General features: G+C 37.9%; 17 protein-coding genes. 8 read left to right on the top strand and 9 right to left on the bottom strand.

What is annotated here, in order from left to right; genetic code table 11:
• Positions 1 to 62: 62 nt before the first annotated feature.
• The 4 genes from CW745_RS03085 to CW745_RS03070 form a co-directional block, all read right to left on the bottom strand.
• Complete coding sequence (locus tag CW745_RS03085; protein WP_101107040.1) at positions 63 to 848, bottom strand: sulfite exporter TauE/SafE family protein; 786 nt, start codon at positions 846 to 848, stop codon at positions 63 to 65.
• On the bottom strand, positions 849 to 2,201 hold the full coding sequence (gene pssA / locus CW745_RS03080; protein ID WP_101107039.1) for a CDP-diacylglycerol--serine O-phosphatidyltransferase: 1,353 nt from the start codon (positions 2,199 to 2,201) through the stop codon (positions 849 to 851).
• A 75-nt stretch (positions 2,202 to 2,276) separates the two neighbouring features.
• Positions 2,277 to 3,467: an amino acid aminotransferase gene (locus CW745_RS03075; RefSeq protein WP_101107038.1), complete on the bottom strand. Its 1,191-nt coding sequence runs from the start codon at positions 3,465 to 3,467 to the stop codon at positions 2,277 to 2,279.
• A 152-nt stretch (positions 3,468 to 3,619) separates the two neighbouring features.
• On the bottom strand, positions 3,620 to 5,161 hold the full coding sequence (locus CW745_RS03070) for a fumarate hydratase (RefSeq protein ID WP_101107037.1): 1,542 nt from the start codon (positions 5,159 to 5,161) through the stop codon (positions 3,620 to 3,622).
• A gap of 105 nt (positions 5,162 to 5,266) precedes the next feature.
• Between CW745_RS03070 and pabB the strand changes: the two genes are divergently transcribed.
• The gene (pabB, locus tag CW745_RS03065; protein ID WP_101107036.1) at positions 5,267 to 6,682 is read left to right on the top strand and encodes an aminodeoxychorismate synthase component I; all 1,416 of its coding nucleotides are present in this window, start codon (positions 5,267 to 5,269) and stop codon (positions 6,680 to 6,682) included.
• A gap of 5 nt (positions 6,683 to 6,687) precedes the next feature.
• On the opposite strand, the gene cysB is transcribed toward pabB, so the two are convergent.
• Entirely contained in the window at positions 6,688 to 7,656 is a 969-nt protein-coding gene (gene cysB / locus CW745_RS03060) for an HTH-type transcriptional regulator CysB (RefSeq protein ID WP_101107035.1), read from the bottom strand.
• A gap of 220 nt (positions 7,657 to 7,876) precedes the next feature.
• On the opposite strand from cysB, the gene CW745_RS03055 reads away from it, so the two are divergent.
• From CW745_RS03055 to CW745_RS03025, 7 genes are all read left to right on the top strand, one after another.
• The gene (locus CW745_RS03055) at positions 7,877 to 8,563 is read left to right on the top strand and encodes a HAMP domain-containing sensor histidine kinase (protein ID WP_101107034.1); all 687 of its coding nucleotides are present in this window, start codon (positions 7,877 to 7,879) and stop codon (positions 8,561 to 8,563) included.
• Positions 8,564 to 8,624: 61 nt separating this feature from the next.
• Complete coding sequence (locus tag CW745_RS03050) at positions 8,625 to 9,401, top strand: DNA repair ATPase (protein ID WP_101107033.1); 777 nt, start codon at positions 8,625 to 8,627, stop codon at positions 9,399 to 9,401.
• Between the two features lie 136 nt (positions 9,402 to 9,537).
• A complete protein-coding gene (locus CW745_RS03045; protein WP_101107032.1) occupies positions 9,538 to 9,927 on the top strand; it encodes a TraR/DksA C4-type zinc finger protein in 390 nt (129 codons plus the stop codon).
• A gap of 217 nt (positions 9,928 to 10,144) precedes the next feature.
• Entirely contained in the window at positions 10,145 to 11,815 is a 1,671-nt protein-coding gene (locus CW745_RS03040; RefSeq protein WP_238596671.1) for an AAA family ATPase, read from the top strand.
• Between the two features lie 86 nt (positions 11,816 to 11,901).
• Entirely contained in the window at positions 11,902 to 12,441 is a 540-nt protein-coding gene (gene fabA, locus CW745_RS03035; RefSeq protein ID WP_101107031.1) for a bifunctional 3-hydroxydecanoyl-ACP dehydratase/trans-2-decenoyl-ACP isomerase, read from the top strand.
• Positions 12,442 to 12,576: 135 nt separating this feature from the next.
• Positions 12,577 to 14,406: a signal peptide peptidase SppA gene (gene sppA, locus CW745_RS03030; RefSeq protein WP_101107030.1), complete on the top strand. Its 1,830-nt coding sequence runs from the start codon at positions 12,577 to 12,579 to the stop codon at positions 14,404 to 14,406.
• A 56-nt stretch (positions 14,407 to 14,462) separates the two neighbouring features.
• Complete coding sequence (locus CW745_RS03025; RefSeq protein ID WP_101107029.1) at positions 14,463 to 14,927, top strand: DUF2919 domain-containing protein; 465 nt, start codon at positions 14,463 to 14,465, stop codon at positions 14,925 to 14,927.
• Between the two features lie 70 nt (positions 14,928 to 14,997).
• Here CW745_RS03025 and CW745_RS03020 read toward each other — a convergent pair whose 3' ends face one another.
• The 4 genes from CW745_RS03020 to CW745_RS03005 all read right to left on the bottom strand — a co-directional run bounded on the left by CW745_RS03020 (position 14,998) and on the right by CW745_RS03005 (position 20,939).
• A complete protein-coding gene (locus CW745_RS03020) occupies positions 14,998 to 16,284 on the bottom strand; it encodes an NAD(P)/FAD-dependent oxidoreductase (protein WP_101107028.1) in 1,287 nt (428 codons plus the stop codon).
• 209 nt (positions 16,285 to 16,493) lie between these two features.
• A complete protein-coding gene (gene ycfP, locus CW745_RS03015; protein WP_101107027.1) occupies positions 16,494 to 17,036 on the bottom strand; it encodes an alpha/beta hydrolase YcfP in 543 nt (180 codons plus the stop codon).
• 262 nt (positions 17,037 to 17,298) lie between these two features.
• On the bottom strand, positions 17,299 to 18,312 hold the full coding sequence (nagZ, locus tag CW745_RS03010) for a beta-N-acetylhexosaminidase (protein ID WP_101107026.1): 1,014 nt from the start codon (positions 18,310 to 18,312) through the stop codon (positions 17,299 to 17,301).
• A gap of 38 nt (positions 18,313 to 18,350) precedes the next feature.
• Positions 18,351 to 20,939, bottom strand: coding sequence for a FimV/HubP family polar landmark protein (locus CW745_RS03005; protein WP_193755522.1), 2,589 nt, complete (start codon positions 20,937 to 20,939; stop codon positions 18,351 to 18,353).
• Positions 20,940 to 21,070: the final 131 nt, after the last annotated feature.

Genomic DNA, 21,070 nt, shown 5'->3' with positions numbered 1-21,070 from the left:
AAAACTGATATCAACAGCTAATTGCGCTTTATAATTTGAATGCTTAATTAAACAACGATTAATTAAAAAAACAGCTTGATAGCGCCGACTAATAAAACAATTGCAAATGCTTTTTTGAGTTTTTCCGCAGGGAGTGTATGTACCAACTTAGCACCCACCTTTGAAAATATTGTACTACTCATTATGATACCTATGGTAGCTGGTAGATATACGTAACCAAAGCTATAAATTGGTAGATCTGCATTATTATACCCCATCAGCATATAACCAACGGTTCCTGATAGTGCAATCGGGAAGCCGGTTACCGCCGCCGTTGTTATCGCTTCGGTAATCTTTACTTTATAAAGAACAAGGATTGGTACCACTAGCGAACCGCCCGCAATACCAAATAAGCCCGATAATATACCAATTCCCCCACCAATCGCTTTTAATGCAATCCCTTTGGGTAAATTAAAGTTTCCTTTGGGTTGCCATCCAAACCACATTTGGGCGGCAACTGTTAAGCTATAAAGTGCAAATATACGTTGCAACAGTTGCCCTGAAAATTGGTCTGCAAAATAGGCTCCAACAAAGCCACCTATCAATAAACCAATCCCAAGTTTATACGCAAGTTGCCAATTAATCTTACTGTGTTGATGATGCGTGTAAATTGCGCTGAGAGAAGTAAAAAGTATGGTAGAAAGTGACGTCCCAACTGCAAGATGGGTCAATATCTCAGTTGGGAAGTTAAGGTAAGTAAAGGTAAATATAAGTGTAGGGACAATGATAATCCCCCCACCTAAGCCAAAAACTCCAGCTATTAGCCCAGCTATCGCTCCTAACAGCAGATAACTTAATATAAGAAGCAATTAAATAATACCTTTAACTATTTTATCTGCTTTAATTCGGCGTAATCGAACTAATATTTTTTTCACTTTTTCGGGGTATTCAGAAACATCTTGAATCTGCTCTGGACTGGTAATTAATTGTGTATTTTCGAAAACCTGTTGTGATTCTTTATCAATTAAGTTCTTGATCTGTTGGTTAGGATCATCAATTAATAAACCATTTTCAACATCTAACCTCCAGGCTCGGGGGTTTAAATTATGTCCAGTGAGTAATATATATCTATTATCAATATATAACCCTTTTAAATGAAAACTGTTGTTATCGTGAAGCCAAAGCTTCAAATTAAGTTGACCGGTGTTAAGGCGAGCTTGATGTTTTTTTGCAAATCGCTTTAAATTTGTTTCATACAGATAAGGCAGTGCGCCAATGGTACGAAATGGCTTATCTTCAGGAATATAAAAATCATTAGCAGTTTTGTCTCCCACCACTAATGTTAATTTCACTCCACGTTTAAGCAAACCACTTATGTCACGTGATATTGCAGTTGGAAGATTAAAATATGGAGTAAATATTAGGACTTCATGTTGTGCGCTTTGTAACAGTTTACGGATTGATTGATTTAACTTATTCTGTCGTGATCCAAAACCACTTAAAGGGGTTACAGCTAAACAATCAGATGTACGCTCACCTTCAAATTCAAAGCGAGCTTGCTTTAAAGTACGTGTTAATTTCTTATGCGCGGTCTTAAGTTCACTCATTGGTGTTATCACTTCACTATTTAATGAAGCAACTGCCCCACTACCGATCAGTTCTTTATTTAAAAATGACACCAGAGAATCTGCAAGCTTAGCATTATGGATAAGCCAATAGCGATCATAACGGTAACGATCATGTTGATGTAGATAAATGTTATTCATGCTCGCACCGCTGTATAAGACCTGCGTATCAAATACAAATCCTTTTAAGTGCTGTACACCAAAGAGCTCTTTTCGTTTTACTGGAATGCCAATAATTTTAACACCAAGTTTCTGTGCTTTTTCAACCTCTTGATACCACGTTGCATTAGTTGCTGTAGATTTTTTTTGGCCAATCAAGCCACGTTGCGCTCGGTGATAATCGATACAAACAACAACATTTATCGCTGGGTTAGCTTTTTTAGCCTCATATAGTGCAAGTAATATTTCAATACCCGCTTCATCATGCTCTAGATATAACGCAGTGAGATAAATGCGATACTTTGCATTTTTTATCTGGCTAAGCAACGCTTCTTTAAAAGATTTTGAAGAATACAAACAATCTATTGATGCAGGATCAAGAGGAATTTTTCGTAGATTATTTAAGTAAGCAAGGCTTTGATTAATTCGATTAGTCATGGCACTCTTTTTATAGAAAAGGGTTACCTCACTCTACAAAAGTAAGATAACCCTAATTTTATTATTAATCTAAATTTAGATCACTTTTGCAATCGCATCACAAAGTGGTTGCATATTTTCTTTGGTCATTCCTGCAACAGAAATTCGACCGGAGCCAACAATATAAACTGCAAATTCATCTTTAAGTTGGTTTACTTGTTCAACACTCAATCCTGAAAATGAAAACATGCCGTTTTGGCGACTGATAAAGCTGTAGTCACCATCAACGCCTTTTTCTTTTAGTGTTGCCACAAATAGATCACGCATCTCTTGAATACGATCTCGCATATCTGCAACTTCTTTATCCCATTGCGCATAAAGTTGTTCATCTTCAAGAATCGTTGTTACAACAGCAGCACCATGAGCAGGCGGGTTTGAATAATTCGAGCGTATGCCGGATTTAATTTGGCTAAATGCTGAGTCTGCGATATCACTGTCTTCAGCAACAAGTGTAATACCACCAACACGCTCATTATATAAACCAAAGTTTTTTGAGAATGAGTTAGCAACTAACAACTCTTTGTTATATTTAGTGAATATGCGAAGCCCTTGTGCATCTTCTTCGATTCCTTTTGCAAAACCTTGGTAAGCGAAATCAAAAAATGGTACTGCACCTAAGTCAGCAATTAATTTTGCTAGCACTTCCCACTGTTCAAGTGTTGGGTCAATACCTGTTGGGTTATGACAACAACCGTGGAATAAAACGAGATCGCCAGCTTCAACATTTTGTAATGATGCGAGCATGGCTTCAAAGTCAAGATCTCGGGTTTCAGCATTGTAATAATCATAAGCTGCTACTTTTAGGCCAGCAGTCGTAAATACATTGCCATGATTTGCCCAAGTTGGGTTGCTTACCCAAATTTTTCTGATACCTAACTTTTTAAGCGCAAAATCTGCCCCTGTTCTTAATGCACCAGTACCACCAGGAACTTGAGCTGTACGAGCACGATTAGCACTAATAATTTCAGAATCCGCACCAAACAACAACTTTTGGACAGCAGTCCCGTAAGCGGCAATACCTTCAATAGTGAGGTAGCTTTTAGTCTGTTCAGTAGCAAGTAGGCGCTTTTCTGCTTCTTTTACAGTTGCTAGAATAGGTGTTTGACCACTTTCATCTTTGTAGATACCAACACCTAGGTTAATTTTGTGGCTGCGTGTATCTTTTTTAAATGCATCCGTTAACCCCAGAATTGGATCAGCAGGCGCCATACTTACTTGTTCAAACATAACTTTTCCTTATTAAGTCGCTATGATTTCACATGACTGATTTGCTTTAATTAGTACTACAACAGCTAATGCAATACATATTGTAAGTAAAGAAGTCACATGAGTATTAGATTCAAATGTTGTTATACCATCCGAACACTTTATCAAGCAATTTATTCTGACATTTTCTTATCTAAATCAGCAATTTTGGCCTTCCAAATAGCAGGGCCCTGTGAATGTACATTATTTCCTTTACTATCAACGGCAACTGTCACAGGCATATCTTCCACTTCAAATTCATAAATAGCTTCCATACCAAGATCTTCAAAAGCGACAACACGTGATTTTTTAATTGCTTTCGAAACAAGATAAGCGGCACCACCCACTGCCATCAGATATACAGATTGATGTTTAGCAATAGAGTCAACTGTCGCCTGGCCACGTTCTGATTTACCAATCATACCGAGTAAGCCTGTCTCTTCGAGCATAAAGTCAGTGAACTTATCCATACGTGTTGCTGTGGTTGGGCCTGCAGGACCCACAACTTCATCGCGGACAGCGTCAACAGGGCCAACGTAGTAGATAAAGCGCCCTTTAAAGTCAACACCATCAGGTAAACCTTTTCCTGAAGTGATCAATTCATGGATACGTTTATGAGCAGCATCTCGGCCTGTTAAAATTTTACCAGATAACAATAGTGTGTCACCACTCTTCCAAGTAGACATATCAGCTTTGCTAAGATCATCAACATTAACACGATGTGTGTTTTCGCCGACTTCACGTGTAATTTCAGGCCAGTCTGATAACTTCGGAGTATGTAGTTGTGCTTCACCACTACCATCAAGTGTAAAATGTGTGTGTCGGGTTGCTGCACAGTTTGGAATCATGACGACTGGTTTAGAAGCTGCATGGGTTGGGCAACTCTTAATTTTAATGTCTAACACTGTTGTTAATCCGCCTAACCCTTGAGCGCCTATTCCTAGACCATTAACACGATCCATAATATTCAAACGCAACTTTTCATCAGTGGTTAGCGATGAAGTTCCCTGTTTTGCTTTTTCATGTAGTTCAAAAATATCAATAGGCTCCATCAAAGACTCTTTTGCCATAACAGCGGCTTTTTCAGCGGTGCCACCAATACCTATTCCTAACATACCGGGAGGGCACCAACCAGCCCCCATGCTAGGAACTGTTTTTTCTACCCAATCTTCAATCGAGTCAGATGGGTTCAACATTGCCATTTTTGCTTTGTTTTCAGAACCGCCCCCTTTTGCCGCAATCATCACTTCAACCGTATTACCTTGCACCATCTCTACATGAACAACCGAAGGTGTATTATCCTTGGTATTTTTTCGAGTACCAGCAGGGTCGCTTACGATAGAAGCGCGTAGCGGATTACTTGGATCTAAATATGCTTGACGCACACCTGCATCAACTAATTCTTGTACGGTCATCTCTGTTTCAAAGCGAACATTCATACCAATTTTAACAAAGGTAGTGACAATACCTGTATCTTGACAAATGGGACGTTTTCCCTCTGCTGACATACGAGAGTTGATAAGGATTTGCGCAATTGCATCTTTAGCTGCCGGGTTTTCTTCTATTTGATAGGCTTTATCTAACGCATCGATAAAATCGATGGGATGATAATATGAGATAAACTGTAATGCGTTGGCAACGCTATTAATAAAATCTTGCTGTTTAATGACGGTCATATAAATCTCCAGAAAGTAGCTGATATCTAATCGATTGAATGGTAATCTGCCTCACAAAAACCACAACCCATTTGTTACAAAACTGTTGCCTAAATTCGAATAAATATGACTAATTGCCCCACAAATATACAAATACGCCCTATTTCTTTAACAATGACACAATTTGAACGTTTAAAGAGTGCTCTCAGTAAACACACATGGAGTGTATTTTTAGAATCAGCAGATAGTTCACATGTTGATAGCAAGTGGAGCATTGTTTCTGCGTTGCCAGTTGCCACATTACAATCCACATCAGGCAGTTTTACCTATCAACAAGGCGAGTTTGTTAAACAAGAAAATGAAGATCCGTTTGCCTTTATACATCAACAACGAATGCAACTCTTTCCAATCGCACAAACGCAACACAATATTCCCTTTATTGGTGGTGTATTAGGCGCAATAGATTACGAACTTGGTTATCAATTTGAAAAAATCGATAATGCTACAACACCCAATTCTTTATCTCTTCCAGAATTAAGTGTGGGCTTTTACGATTGGGCACTTTTATATGATCATAAAAATGATCAGTTTCAATTAGTAAGCCACCATTGCACATTGTCAACTTTTAACTCGAACAATCACTGGCAAGATCGTTATAACTGGTTAATGAAACAAATTACTTTTCAAGAAAATACTAACCCATTTCAATTGACCAGTAACTGGCAATCCAATATGGATATAAAACAATATCGAGATAAGTTTGCTAAAGTTCAGGCGTATATTCTAAGTGGTGATTGCTATCAGGTAAATTTGGCACAACGTTTCAATGCAAATTATCAAGGTGACGAATACCTTGCTTATAAAAAGCTATTATCGCAAAACAAACCGCCGTTTGCAGCTTTCGTGAGACTTCCGGAGCAGGTCATTTTATCTCTTTCTCCTGAGCGGTTTTTAAAATTTAATGATGGAACTGTCGAGAGTAAACCGATTAAAGGGACACGCCCGCGATATAAAGAAAAGGATAAAGACTTAATAAGTCAAAATGCATTACAACATTCTGAAAAAGATCGTAGCGAGAACTTGATGATTGTCGATCTATTACGAAATGATATTGGCCGAGTTTGCATTCCAGGCAGTGTCAAAGTACCGGCACTGTTTGAAATTGAAAGTTTTCCTGCAGTACATCACCTTGTAAGCACAGTTATCGGTAAACTCAATTCAAAATTTAATGTTGAAGATTTACTGCGAGTGAGTTTTCCCGGAGGCTCAATCACCGGAGCACCGAAAATACGTGCAATGGAAATTATTGCAGAACTTGAGCCAGACAGTCGCCATAGTTACTGTGGCAGTATTGGTTATATAAGTGCAGATGGAACTATGGATATGAATATCGCGATCCGAACATTAATATGTGTTGAAGGTAAAATTTATTGCGCTGCTGGCGGTGGCTTAGTCGCGGACTCAAAGGCCGATGATGAGTACCAAGAATGTTTAGACAAGGTCAGTAAGATACTGCCTTGCCTGAATGATGAATTATCTTAAAAATATTAACGAGTTGGTAACTCGATATCTTTGAACAATTTATTTACCTCGTCGGTATATTTTAATTGAATGGCTTTTTCAACCAAAGGACGTGTTAAGTGTGGTGCAAAACGCACCATAAATTCATACATGTAATCACGTAAGAAAGTACCTTTCCTAAACCCGATGCTCGTTGTACTAGATTTAAAAATATGGCTCGCATCAATAACACAAAATTCATCTTCTTCATTGACCGCCATTGTCGCCACAACACCTACACCGAGACCTAACCTTACATAGGTTTTAATCACATCTGCATCAGTAGCTGTAAAAACAACATTTGGGGTGTAACCTGCCGCATTAAAAGCCTCATCAAGCTCTGAACGGCCGGTAAAGCCAAATAAATACGTCACTATTGGATGCTCTGCAATATCTGCAACGCTGATTTTATCTAATTGAGCTAATGGATGGTCTTTAAGCACAATGACGCTTCGATTCCAGTGATAGCATGGGAGCATGATCAAGTCTTGATATAAGTGCATCGCTTCGGTTGCAATCGCAAAGTCGGTTTTTCCTTTGACCACAGACTCACTGATTTGTGTTGGTGTACCTTGATGCATATGTAGCGAAACATGAGGGTAACGTTTGATAAAACCTTGAATGACTTCTGGTAACGCATATCGAGCCTGGGTATGTGTCGTGGCTATATTTAGTGTACCTTGGTCTGGCTGTGTATATTGTCTTGCTACAGATTTAATACTTTCAACTTTACCCAAAATTTCGGATGCATAACGAATGATATCTTTTCCGGCTGGCGTCACTTGGGTAAGGTGTTTACCACTTCGCTCAAATATTTGAATACCAAGCTCATCCTCCAACATACGCACCTGCTTACTGATGCCAGGCTGAGATGTAAATAAACTCTCAGCAGTCGCTGAAACATTTAGGTTATGGTTTAACACTTCAACGATATAACGTAATTGTTGTAATTTCATATATTTGCCAATAGTTATGCTATTTTTATAGGGTGTTTTGAAGTTTATCAGAGTTCTATTCAATGCGCAGTTGTTGTTTACGACTCTGCTAGTTTGATATCGGTGTATACCATTAAGAGTAAGCTTCAGCTGCAACTTTAGAAAGGCAACTTCAAAAATACTTATTAAATGGAGAGCTTCAAAATGAATCAACTAAACAATATTACCCTGTGAGATAGCTATGAATAATGAAGAAACGCTCGATTTTAGTACGATTTTAGCGACGAGTGCTCACGATATGAAAAATTCGCTATTTATGTTGTTACAATCGATAGAAAATTTAGCACAATCGAATAACCTCAATGCGTCCCAACATAAAGCTTTTGCGGATCTCCATTATCAAACCTCGCGCATAAATGGTACATTAATGCAGCTATTAGCTTTATATCGAGACGAAAATAAAAAGTTACCCGTTTACATTGAAGAGCATTATGTGGCTGAAGTTTTGCAAGAAGTCATAGAAAAAAATAGACTCTATCTTAACAGTCATCATTTCAAAATAAATTTAGAGGTAGACGATTCATTATTTGGCTACTTTGATCAAGATTTAATCACCTACTTAATTGGCGATGTTTTTGTGAATGCCTTACGCCATACAACCACAGAGATCACCTTACGTGCTTTCTATCAGGATAAGTTTCTTAATATACAGGTCGAAGATGACGGCGAAGGATACCCTTCACATATGTTAGCAGTTAGTGAGCAGACTCAATCCGAATTCAATGCCAATAAAGGCCGAAGCGGCCTTGGCCTGTTATTTGCTAAGCGAATAGCAGCCGAACACAAAACAAAGCAGTTACAAGGTCACATTTTATTAGAAAATAAACAACATTCGCAAGGCAGTATATTTACCTTGCGTTTGCCTTGATGCACACTAAGTAATTTATACTTTAACGTATTTTTGCCTAATTTTTAGTTAATGAGAGTTTATGTTATTTCCCATCATATTATCGCTAGTTGGACTATTGCTGTTCGTCTTAATCGGATACAACATTGTTCAGCAATATAAACAGAAGATAGAAGCTGAACGACGTGTTGCAGTTAGTAAACAACGCGCAGTTATTTCTGAGGTAGACGAGCTACTACTCAACGCAACACGTATGCCATTTAGTAAATCGCTATTGCTTATCCTACAAAATAGGATCAGAAATGCACTGATTATAATGAAAACGAGTATGCCAAACAACGCGGCAATTCGTGACCACCTCAAAAATACCGATGCGCAAATTCAACAGGTTCGCACTAATTACACCCCACCAGATGAAAGTGTCTTTAGAACCCCTGAAAATGATAAAGAGGCCCTTGCGTTATTACAGGTGACAAAAAAAATTCGTGCAGTATTAAGATCAGAGCATGCAAAGGGTAAAATTACCACGGAAATATTTGTTGCAGAAGATCGCCGTCTTGAAATAATGCAGCTGAAAATTAATATTGAAAATGGCTTAAAAAGAATCTTAGACGCTAAGCTAGCTAAACAGTTTGGAAGTGCGAATCAAATGATTAATAAATTGATCGCGATACTCAATAATATTACCGACAAAGATAGCTACTTAGATAAAAAACAACAACAACTTCTAGCGATTAAAAATGAGATTAAATCTTATCTTGTAAAACATAGTGATAAAGAGTTAGCAGCGATTAAGGCAAAAGAGGAAGAGAAGAAAAACGACCTTGACGTACTTTTCCAAGATAAAAAGAAATGGTAATGCTCTTTCTATCCTGATCCATATCAAATGAGTTGGATAAACTATCCAACTCATAAAAAACATTGACTTAAGTCATGTTGAAAATTAACCACCTCATTAATATATCAACATTATTATTAACGAGCCTGGTAACCATATGCACCACCTGAATGAAACACAACTTGCGCAGCTGAAACTTCAGCTTAATAGCGATCTAATTAAAATACGTGCCTCGATTAATACAATATTCTTAAAATCAGATCATGCGAGTCATCACCTTGCGGTTAAAAATTTAGCGCGTTTATCTGCTGACGAATTAATTGAATTTACTTCAAAAGTAGAAAATAATGAGCTGAAAGACAATGTCGAACAACTTAAGAAGTTAGATGCTTCCTTAGTCAGTATTGAGCAAGGCATGTATGGTCTATGCTCTGACTGTGAAAGTGAGTTACTTGTCGCTTCATTATTTGAAAACCCAACAAGGCAGCGTTGCCCAGACTGCGAACAAAAATATCAAAAGCACAGCTATAATAAATATCGACTCTAGATAAGTTTATGCTCTGTGAGAATATAAAACCTTAAGTTGAGACTAATATTTTGGTCTGTGCCCCCTCATATATTCGTTGCACTGATTAAGCACCTTGAATAAGGTGCTTCTCTATTATAGTAGCAAAGCCCTTATAACCGCCTTAACTCTATTTTTCCCTCACTATACAGTATATAATTGAAGGTCTTTTCACCATTAATCACTTAGAGTCTGCACTTTGGCAAATAATAATTCAGTTTCAATGACGACGGAAATAACCTGTTTAACCGCAACACAATGTACTACTGATTTTAGCGCACTGTTAAATAAGTCTTCTACATCGACCAACAAGTTACATACTTTGTTTCCTATCGCAACTGAAGTCATTAATAACTTTATACAGCTTTCGCCACCCTTACTATTTTTAAACGCCCCCTATTGGCAAGCGGCAACTGCGGTTATTAATGAGACTCTTAATGAGAAAGCCTCAATCCTAACGCTACAAAACTATGATCAAGAAAAGCTCTTTGGTCGTATTAATGTCACTAAACAAGAAGATATTTCACTACAAAAAGGGGCGATAGCTGATCTTAATGGTGGACTTTTAATTCTTCATATCAGTCCTCTTTTGGTTAACCCGCACCTGTGGTTCTTATTAAAAGCATTTTTAATCAGTCATAATATTCCAATGAGCGCTGCAATTAACGGAGAAAAGATTCGTGGAGAGCTTCCAGCCAATCAGGACGAGACAATCTCTACGAAAATCATTTTGATTGCCAACCGTTATCAATTAGATGAGTTAAACCAAATCGATCCCGACTATTCACAAATTAATTCACAATTTGTTGAAATTTCGGGAGAAATTAAATGCACTGATGAAAACATTCATGCATTACATCAATATTGCCAGCACTTGATTAAGCAATTATCTCTAACTTCACTTGATAACACAGCTTTTAGCCTTCTCTTCACTTATTTAACACGACTGTGTGAACATCAAAAAAATATTCGCTTCTCACCGCAAGTCATCACATCTTTATTGCAATATGCGCAACTTATTTATCAACAAGATGCATGTAAGGGACAAGAAATAGAAGCGAAACACTTTCAACAGGCACTCTCTCTTCAACAAAAAGCACAATCTAATGCGCAAAATTTTAGCGACCAAGCGTTAGTTGAAAAACAATTGAAAATCCAACTTCAAGGGAAATCGGTGGGGCAAATAAATGGCCTATCAGTAGTTGAATTAATGGGGTACCCGACTGAATTTGGAGAGGTATTTAGGATTTCGGCCAGTGATATGGTAGGCGACGGTGAAATTATTGATGTTGAAAGAAAAGTCGAATTGGCAGGTAATGTACATGCTAAGAGTACCCTTATCGTTCAAGGATATTTAAACCATTTTTTCACACATATCAATAATTTTCCACTTTCATGTAATGTTGTTTTTGAACAGTCCTATCAAGAGAGTGACGGTGACAGTGCTTCGTTAGCTATTTTATTAGCGGTCACATCTTGTTATTCGACAACCCCTATTTTTCAAAATTTGTTTGTTACTGGTGCATTAGACCAACAGGGTAATGTACTGGCTATTGGTGGTATCAATCAGAAAATTGAATCTATTACACGCTTATTCAAACTTGGTTTACTGGAAGATTCAGTTACCATATTGATGCCACAAGCTAATCAAATAAACTTAGTGCTCAGTCAAGAAACACTAGATCTCATTCAAGATAAAAAAATTAATATCTTCCCTATTCAGCACTGCCTGCAAGCCTTCCCTTTTGCAATGGATAAAAGCTTTGAATCGATAATAGAAGATATTAATAAACGCATCCATTTTTTACACAAAGAGGAAGAAGATGAGCCAATTAGCTTCTTTACTAAATGTGTAAATTTGTTGCGGTAAACTGGATAGTTAGCTAAAGTAACGCACATTATATGTCTGCATAAAATTCGCAAACACTGCATTTCCATTCAAACAAGAAAGTGACTATGACTAAAACTGTATCCCAAAAAGAGTTGGGTAAAAACTCTTACACTAAAGAAGAACTTATCCAATGTGGTAATGGCGAATTATTCGGCGAAGGAAACTGTCAATTACCAGTCGATAAAATGCTCATGCTAGATCGCATTATTACCATCACTGAAGATGGTGGTGAACATGGAAAAGGTGAATTAGTGGCAGAGCTTGATATCGACAAAGCACTTTGGTTCTTTGAGTGTCACTTCCCTGGAGACCCTGTTATGCCAGGTTGTTTAGGGCTTGACGCAATGTGGCAATTAGTTGGCTTCTTTCTTGGATGGAGTGGAGGACCAGGTAAAGGTCGTGCACTAGGTGTGGGCAATGTTAAATTTACAGGACAGGTGCTACCAACAGCTAAAAAAGTAACTTACCGTATCACGATGAAGCGCCTGATCATGCGTCGACTTGTTATGGGTATTGCCGATGGCGTTGTAGAAGTAGATGGTAAAGTTATCTACACAGCAGAAGACCTAAAAGTTGGCTTATTTATTGATACTGCAAGCTTCTAAATACCTGAACTGTTAGCTACTATTTGTATTTAACTCATAAGCACTCTCTACTTTGTGGACAGTGCTTTATTTTTATATTAGCCAGTAAAATATACGTTCAATTACGATTACCTGCTCTCTAAACAAGGAATGAAGATGAAAGCACTCATGACGCTATTTAAATCCTTCGCTAAATTAATCAACGTAACTCGACTTATCGTTATTAATGGCCTTTTTTTAGCAATCCTATTTATTTTTGTTATCGCGATAACCCGTCAAGATGAACCTGTTTATATTGCAGATAACTCTGTTTTACAATTAAACTTTAACGGTAATATTGTTGAGCAAAAACAACAGCTTGATTTCTCATCTGAGATATCAAAACAGTTAATTGATGAAAATGAACAGTTGAGTGAGTATCCTATAGAAGAAATTTTACAGGTAATTAACCATGCAGAGCAAGATCCAAGAATCAATACCATACTTCTCGATTTATCTGGCTTACAAAGTGCAAGCTTAAATCATATTAAAAGTATTGGTAATGCGCTTAATGAATTCAAATTAAATGATAAAAAGGTACTTGCTACCTCTGATAGTTATACACAAATACAATATTTACTTTCTAGTTATGCAGATAAGATCTATCTTGACCCACAGGGTATGGTAACTTTGCAGGGTTTTTCGGTGTATCGCCTTTATTTCAAAGAGCTACTCGATAACTTGCTAATCACTCCTCATATTTTTAAGGTCGGCACTTTTAAATCATTTGTTGAACCTTTTACCGAAACAGAAATGTCTGACGCGAGCAAAACAGCCAACTCTCATTGGTTAAATCAATTATGGCAAGACTATATTGATACAGTGTTACTTCAGCGTAAATCAACTAATATTAGCAGCGATTCTATCTCACCTTCCCTGGAACAGATGCATAGCGCTTTATTAGAGAGCAAAGGCGATACCGCACTTTATGCAAAACAAGTTGGATTAATTGATGAACTGTTACCGCGCTTTAATGTCATCAAAAATTTCGAATCAACCGGTTCAAAATGGATTAGCTATACCCAGTACCAAAGTACCATGCCAAGTTTATATCCCTCTGAAACGAGTGAAGACCTTATCGCACTAATTTATGGCCAAGGCGAAATTGTTACTGGTACACAAAGTGGCAATACGATTGGAGGTGATAGTTTTTCAAAACTACTTGAAAAAGCACTTAACAATCAGCGAGTTAAAGCGGTGGTTTTACGACTTGACACACCAGGTGGGAGCGCCTTCGCGTCAGAGAAAATTAGACAGCACATTTTAGCCTTAAAAGCTGCTGATAAAACAGTGGTCGTTTCGATGGGTAGCATGGCAGCCTCTGGTGGATATTGGATCTCTTCTGGTGCAGATCATATTGTTGCTAGCCCTTCTACTTTAACTGGATCAATTGGGATATTCGGAATGTATGCAAGTGCCGATAAAGCCCTTAATAAAATCGGTATTTATAATGACGGAGTGGGTACGACACCTCTCTCTTCGTTAGATCTGACTCGTCCGCTTGATCCACAAATGGCCGATATTTTACAACTTGGTATAGAACACGGTTATCAGCAATTTTTAAGTGTCGTGAGTGAAGGTCGCGGAATGACGCTTAATGAAGTTGATAGAGTTGCACAAGGTCGTGTTTGGACTGGACGTGATGCCAAAGAATTAGGGCTTGTGGATCAATTAGGCACCTTACAAGATGCAATCAATCAGGCTGCCGAAATCGCACAATTAACTGACTATGATGTGCAACCTTTCCTTAAAACGGTATCGGCAAAACAACAACTAATTAATGAAATTATGTCTAGCAGTGTATCTTTGTTACCTGAAAGTTTACGAGCTAATACTCCGCTTGGTAAAACATTATCAACACTTCAACAACAAAGCTCATTATTAACCACATTAAATGATCCAAAAGGTCATTACGCCTACTGTCCTATGTGTTACGTTAATCAATAGCACTTTCACAAGCTGCCACCTGCTGGCAGCTTAATCCAAATTAATGATTTAACTTTATGTCGAAAAAAATTTACGCGATAAGATTTTATACCCAATCAGGGGATCTTAAGCCACCGACCTATTTCTATTATGGTTTACTGTTTTTAGCACGTACTTGGGCGTTATTAATAATTTCAGTCGCTTCTCGTGAAACTGGTAACAAATTACTGGGAATCTTCTACCCAGATAAAAGCCACTTTTATCTGGGGCTAGCATCAGGTTTAATCGCGATTATTCTTTTTTTACTTTCTGGGAGAGATCATGATAAGCACCCTTTTATCTGTAAATTATGGCAAAAAGGCTACCCATTTTTGCTATTAAGTATTCTCTTTGATTTAGGGTTACAGGTTTATTATCTGTATCTTGATAAGTTTCAATATTCACTAGAAGCGTCAGTTCAGTTGGTGTTGGTTCTGTGGTTATTATTACTCTGTACTCGCAGCAACCATTTAAAAGCGAGTTTCAAAGGGACAAGTGATTAAATGAAGGGCGAAAATTTATGTGGGTAGATAGAACAGCGTAGAGAGCATTTTCTCTACGCTTGATTAACACCTAGTGTAATTTTAGGCGTGGGCGTAAAACGCGGTTAATGCGCTCTACAATTGTCATCAGAGCGGTCTTCACATATCCATGAAGCGCAACTTGATGCATGCGGTATAATGATATGTAAACAATACGTGCCAAACGCCCTTCAATCTTCATTGAGCCTTTCATTAAATTGCCCATCAGGCTCCCCACCGTGCTGTAATTACTTAAGGAAACTAATGAGCCATAATCCGTATATTTATAATCATTGAGTGGCTTTTGTTTGCTGGTTGCAATGATATTTTTTGCAACTAATGACGCCATTTGATGTGCAGATTGTGCACGTGGTGGCACGAAGCCACCGCCAGGTAATGCACAACTTGCACAATCACCAATTGCATATATCGTTTCATCTAAAGTTGTTTGCAACGTCGCTTTAACCACTAATTGATTAATGCGATTAGTTTCTAAACCTGCGATCTCTTTTAAAAAGTTTGGTGCCTTAATACCTGCAGCCCAAACAATCAGATCCGCTTCAATCAATTCACCAGACTTAGTAAGTAGTCCCTTTTCAGTCGCTTCTGTGACCATGGTTTTGGTGCGTACATCAACACCTAACTTAAGTAACTCTTGATGTGCAGATCCAGAAATACGTTCAGGTAACGCTGGCAGAATTTTATCACCGGCTTCAACTAGGCTCACTTTCAAATCAGTACTATTAATATGTTCGAAGCCATAGCTAGAAACCTGTTCAAGTGAGTTGTATAACTCAGCCGAAAGTTCAACACCTGTTGCACCGGCGCCAACAATAGCAACACTTACCTGCTTAGTTTCCTGTACACCTAGTTGTAAATATTTGTTCAGCATTAGGTGATGGAATTTTTTAGCCTGCTGTGGGCTATCTAAGAAAATACAGTGTTCGCTCACGCCTTTTGTATTAAAGTCGTTACTTACACTACCCAATGCCATTACCAGAATATCGTAATTCAATTCACTCGCAGGTAAGATTTCAGTGCCATCGTTATCAATCAACTTATCTAGCTTAATAGATTTATTTTCGCGGTCGATATCAATCAATGCACCGAGTTTAAAATTAAAAGAGTGGTTTTTTGCATGGGCGCGATAACTTAATGAATCAATGCCATGATCTAATGAGCCAGCAGCTACCTCATGTAATAGTGGTTTCCAAAGGTGAGTACGGTTTTTGTCAACTAAAGTGACGTGTGCTTTCCCTTTTCGCCCTAACTTATTACCTAGTTCAGTCGCCAGCTCTAAGCCACCTGCACCACCGCCCACAATAACGATTTTTTTCATGATATTTCCTCTAAGATTTAGTTTCATTATTACTCTCAGAGAAAGTAATCATGAAACGAAACATAGGAACAATAACTGGGATCACAAAATAGTGTAATGCAATTACAAATGCAACTTTTTTGTTTAGTAAAATACGAGGTTATAATGAGGAATGGTAATTAAGTTACAACTTGATAACAAGGCAGTCACATTGCTGCCTTGTATAACATTTACGACTTTTCTTTGAATTGTTTAATCGTTTTGAGGTGATGTGAAATATCTCTAAATTTGTGCCCCTGTTTTTCATCAAAAATAATCGGATAATAATCAGACAACTCATGGTCACTTTTTAAAGAATCAAGCATTTCATCGGTAGTTGAAAGAATGCATAGGCAGTTATCGCTATTTCGCTTGCGGAAATCACTAATACACTTAGTGTCAATATCTAGGTATTCTTCTGGCCACTCTATTTTACCAACCATATTATCTTCTGGGTGAAGATTAGGATTAAACATCACTTGTTTAATCCCGCATAAAAAACCAATACGCTCACTCCAGTAACCACCTAAACCCACACCACAAATAAGTGGCGATTTGTCTTCGCTACTCTGAATGTGTTTATGTACTTCTTTTAAAATATGGCTCATATCATGTTTCGGATGAATGGTGCTGTAATGTACAAAACGTACATCATCGTCAATAAATTTTAATTGCATCACTTTTTCATGGTTTCCTGGACTTGTAGCATCAAAACCGTGTAGATAAATGATCATTAATTATTCCGCCTTTATTATTATAATCGACTTTAAGCGATTTTATTCTTAGCCAAATTAAAGTTATTAGGGTCTATTGTATAATGCAATTTAAGTTTTGATCAGCACGATGGAGTTAAATCGAGTCGAACAACGCACGGTTTATTATAGTAACCCAATTTCGTTAAACAAAATTCAGCTGTACGAAAATACACTTAAAAGGACAACAGATATATGCAGTTTATTGAAATACCGACTAAGTGCAAGTATTGCTATTAACTTATTAGAGCCGCTCAGCAAACTGTTGCAATATATGACTATTTTCTAGCCAAATTTTGTTTTTATCTAGGGCAGAATAGTCTCCCATAGTACGATGTTGCATTTTCAATATTGCACGACTATCTTGAACCTTTTCAATGGGTAACGCATCTAAGATTGAAATAGCCGCATCACTATCATTGCAAGCTAATATCAAATCACAACCCGCGTTTAAAGCACTGTGTGCTCTTGTAACATGGTTTCCAACGAAGCTTGCACCATGCATTGAAAGATCATCACTAATAATAACGCCCTCAAAACCAATTTGCTGCCGTAATACTTTTTGTAACCAATATTCCGAGAAACCAGCCGGCTGATCATCACATTGTTCATAAACCACGTGAGAAGGCATAACAGCGCTTAAACCAACCTTTTCGATAATCATTTGAAAAGGTTTAATATCAAACTCGAAAATTTCATTTTTACTTCGAATATCAACTGGTAATGCGATATGTGAATCAGCTTTCACACTACCATGACCAGGAAAATGTTTACCAGTGGTGGCCATTCCTGCTGCTTGCATTCCATTAATATAAGCCGTTGCTAGCTCAATTACCTCTGCTGGCGTTGAAGAAAATGCCCTTGTACCAATAACATCAGATACCCTATTGATATCTAATACCGGAGCGAAGCTAAAATCAATATCACAGGCAATTAGCTCTGCTGACATTACCCAGCCACTGGCGTAGGCTAATCGTTTTGCTTGATCAATTTTATTGTAGGCAATTAAATCTCCAGCGGCAGGTAATGTAGTAAAGCCTTCTTTAAAGCGCTGAACACGCCCACCTTCATGATCCACCGCGATTACAATTTCCCGATTAGCATATCGACGAATTTGCTGTACGAGATGTTTCAATTGTTCAATATCGTGATAATTACGTGTAAACAAAATTACACCAGCAACTAATGGATGGGCAAGTACTTCTTTTTCCTGTGCCGTAAGTTCGTAACCCAGCACATCTAATATCACAGGTCTCATATTGTTCCTTTTGGGCTTTATTATTATCAAAAAATCTATTAGTTCAAACGACTGAGCAATTTATTGATTTCATCACGCTGTTTACCATTACTTCCCTCTAACACAGATTGAAGGATCTCTTTGGCACCGGCCTTATCATCAATTTCAAGATAAGCACGAGCTAAATCTAATTGCGCACCAATGCCATTTTCATCATCATCAATATCAACACTACTTTGTAGATCAACTACATCAGGAAACTCCTCTAAGCCGAGTTCTAGATTCAGTTCTGAATATGGTTCATCACTATCTGTGCTACCGCTACCCTCAAGTAAAGTTTCAATATCGATAAAGTCATCCTGATCTGCATCACCCACTTTTGGAAGTGGCACATCATTATTAAATGCAACGTCACTAATTTGTTGTGCCAAAAGGTCATTTTCATCAACAACCTCTGTGTTGTCAGCATCATTTTTCTCCTCTTCTGATATCAAAGCTTGTGCATCTGATTCATCAAGGTCTTGTTCTAAATCGGTTAAATCTAAATCTGCTAGCCCGTCGAGATCAGGTAACACATCTTCATTGGCATCGTCTTCACTTAAATCGAATGTCGAATCTTTCTCCAATTCTGTTGATGACAAGCTATTTTCAAGATCGGCTAAATCTAGCTCTGCTAACATTTCTTCATTTTCAGTGTCATCAGCGGGAAGAACATCTTGCAAGTCTGTAACAGCATCATCAGACGCTACATCAGTTTCTTTTGCTTGGTCGCTATCTAGCGCAGTGATATCATCTTCGAGTTCAGCTAATTGGTCTAACGTTTGCTCTGGTACTGTCTCTAACTGACTAATATCTTTTTCTAGCTCAGACAGGTCAAGTTCGGCTAATTCCTCACTTGGTACATCACTAGTTTCTTCTTCAAACACGTCAGGCTGAGAAGCCTCTGCAATGACCTCACTCTCTTTATCAATTTCTTCAGCTTGTGCGATTTCATCATCAATGTCAGATACAATGGCATCAACATCAAGTGAGACACCCTCTTCAAGACTGTCGAGATCTGATAATTCAGTTTCAGAAAGTGCTGAATCAATATCTAGTTCATCTAAAGTAGTTTGTTCCGATGTTGCAGCTAAATCCTCAATAGATTCACTCTCATCTACAACATCATCGCTCTTTAGCAGATCATTGTCTGATTCAGCAGCGACCTGTGACTCCCATTCAGCCGCTAAATCTAAATCGGCTTGTTCAGCTTCAGAAATAGCTGGCTCTTGAGTCTCACTTTCATCTTCTTCACTGAGCGCGCCAATACCAAAGGGATCATCTTCTGGCTCTATTTCGCTTTCATCCAAATCTACAGCACCACTAAATACTTCATCTTCCTCTTCAGTTAAGGCACCAATACCAAAGGGATCATCTTCACTGGTCTGTAACTCTTCATCATCCAAATCAACCGATGAAATTAATTCATCATCTTCTGTAAGTGATCCAATACCAAAGGGATCATCTTCACTGGTCGTAATATCGTCGTCTTCCGTAAGGTCTACAACAGATGCGTCATCATCACTTAAGTCAATCGTTGGCTCCTCTACAGGAAGCGTTAACTCTTCATCATTAGTTTCAACAGGCTCACTCTGTGCTTCTGAATCATCAACGGTAAAATCAACTTCAGGCTCTTCTTGGGCATCAAAATCGTCTGTTAATAAAGCATCAAACTGACCAGACTCTTCCATTAAGGTTGCAGTGGATTCTGCTAACTCTTGTTCTTGTAATGCGATCTCTCGTTTAGTGCGAATACGTGAGATAACCACAAAGGTTAAAAGTAATAATAGCAGTGGGGATATTATTACAATCAGTAAGTTAGTAAGCGAAGAGGTGATCGTACTCAATACTTCATTAAGGAAACCTTCACCACTGAAAGGCGCTGGCTCAATAGCATCAAGTTGCGTCCGGTAATCATCGATAATCGCTTGCAGTTTTTCTTGAACGGCTGTTTCTTGTTCTAATTGTTCATTTAATAATACGATTTCATCATTTAGTGGTTGTAGTTTTAGTTTAAGTGCTTGTGTAGCTTCGGTTGCAACAATAAATTGTTCATTGAGTAATGCTAGTTCGGCCTCTAATTCACTAAGTTTAGCCTGTGCGCTTGCTGCTTTTTCTTTATTTAGTTCATTTTCAGCAATAATAGCAGGATCAACGTTAACAGAGGCAGGTTCAACTGGTTTGGTTTCAACAGTTTTCTCAACCTCATTCACAACAGGAGTGGGGTTAGTTTTCGTTACTGCAGTTTTTTTAGCTGGACTATATTTTTTGATCAATGCCATCGCTTCACGATCGGTTTGTTGGGCAACAAACTCTAATGAAGGTACCTTCAGAATAGACTCAGGAATGATTTTATTGATATTGCCTTCATAAAAGGCATAAGGATTAGATTTATAAAGCGCAACCATGGTTTGTTGCACACTAACAGAATTATCAGGTCTTAATTTTGATGAAATTGCCCAAAGTGTTTCAACAGGGCTGACTGGTCCATATTGCTCAAAGGAAAGAAATGTTTCATCACTCGGGCCTGTGAGATCAACAGCGAAACTAATGCTTTGATTAAATAATAACGGGGTACAGCAGACAAGAGAGAGAAGAAAACGCTTCATATTCATTCCTTGGAAATTAGTATAACGAGAAGTTTTATTGAATCATAAACTAGCTCAATTAGATCTGTAAAAGAAATGAATAAGTAAGGCTAGAATTGAGATCTAGCCCACTATAAATCAAGCTTTTAAAA

This window comes from Psychromonas sp. psych-6C06 (assembly GCF_002835465.1).
In the GTDB taxonomy this organism is placed as follows: Bacteria; Pseudomonadota; Gammaproteobacteria; order Enterobacterales; family Psychromonadaceae; genus Psychromonas.
Note: the sequence above shows the minus strand (reverse complement) of the source record. Positions and strands in the feature narration are given on the sequence as shown.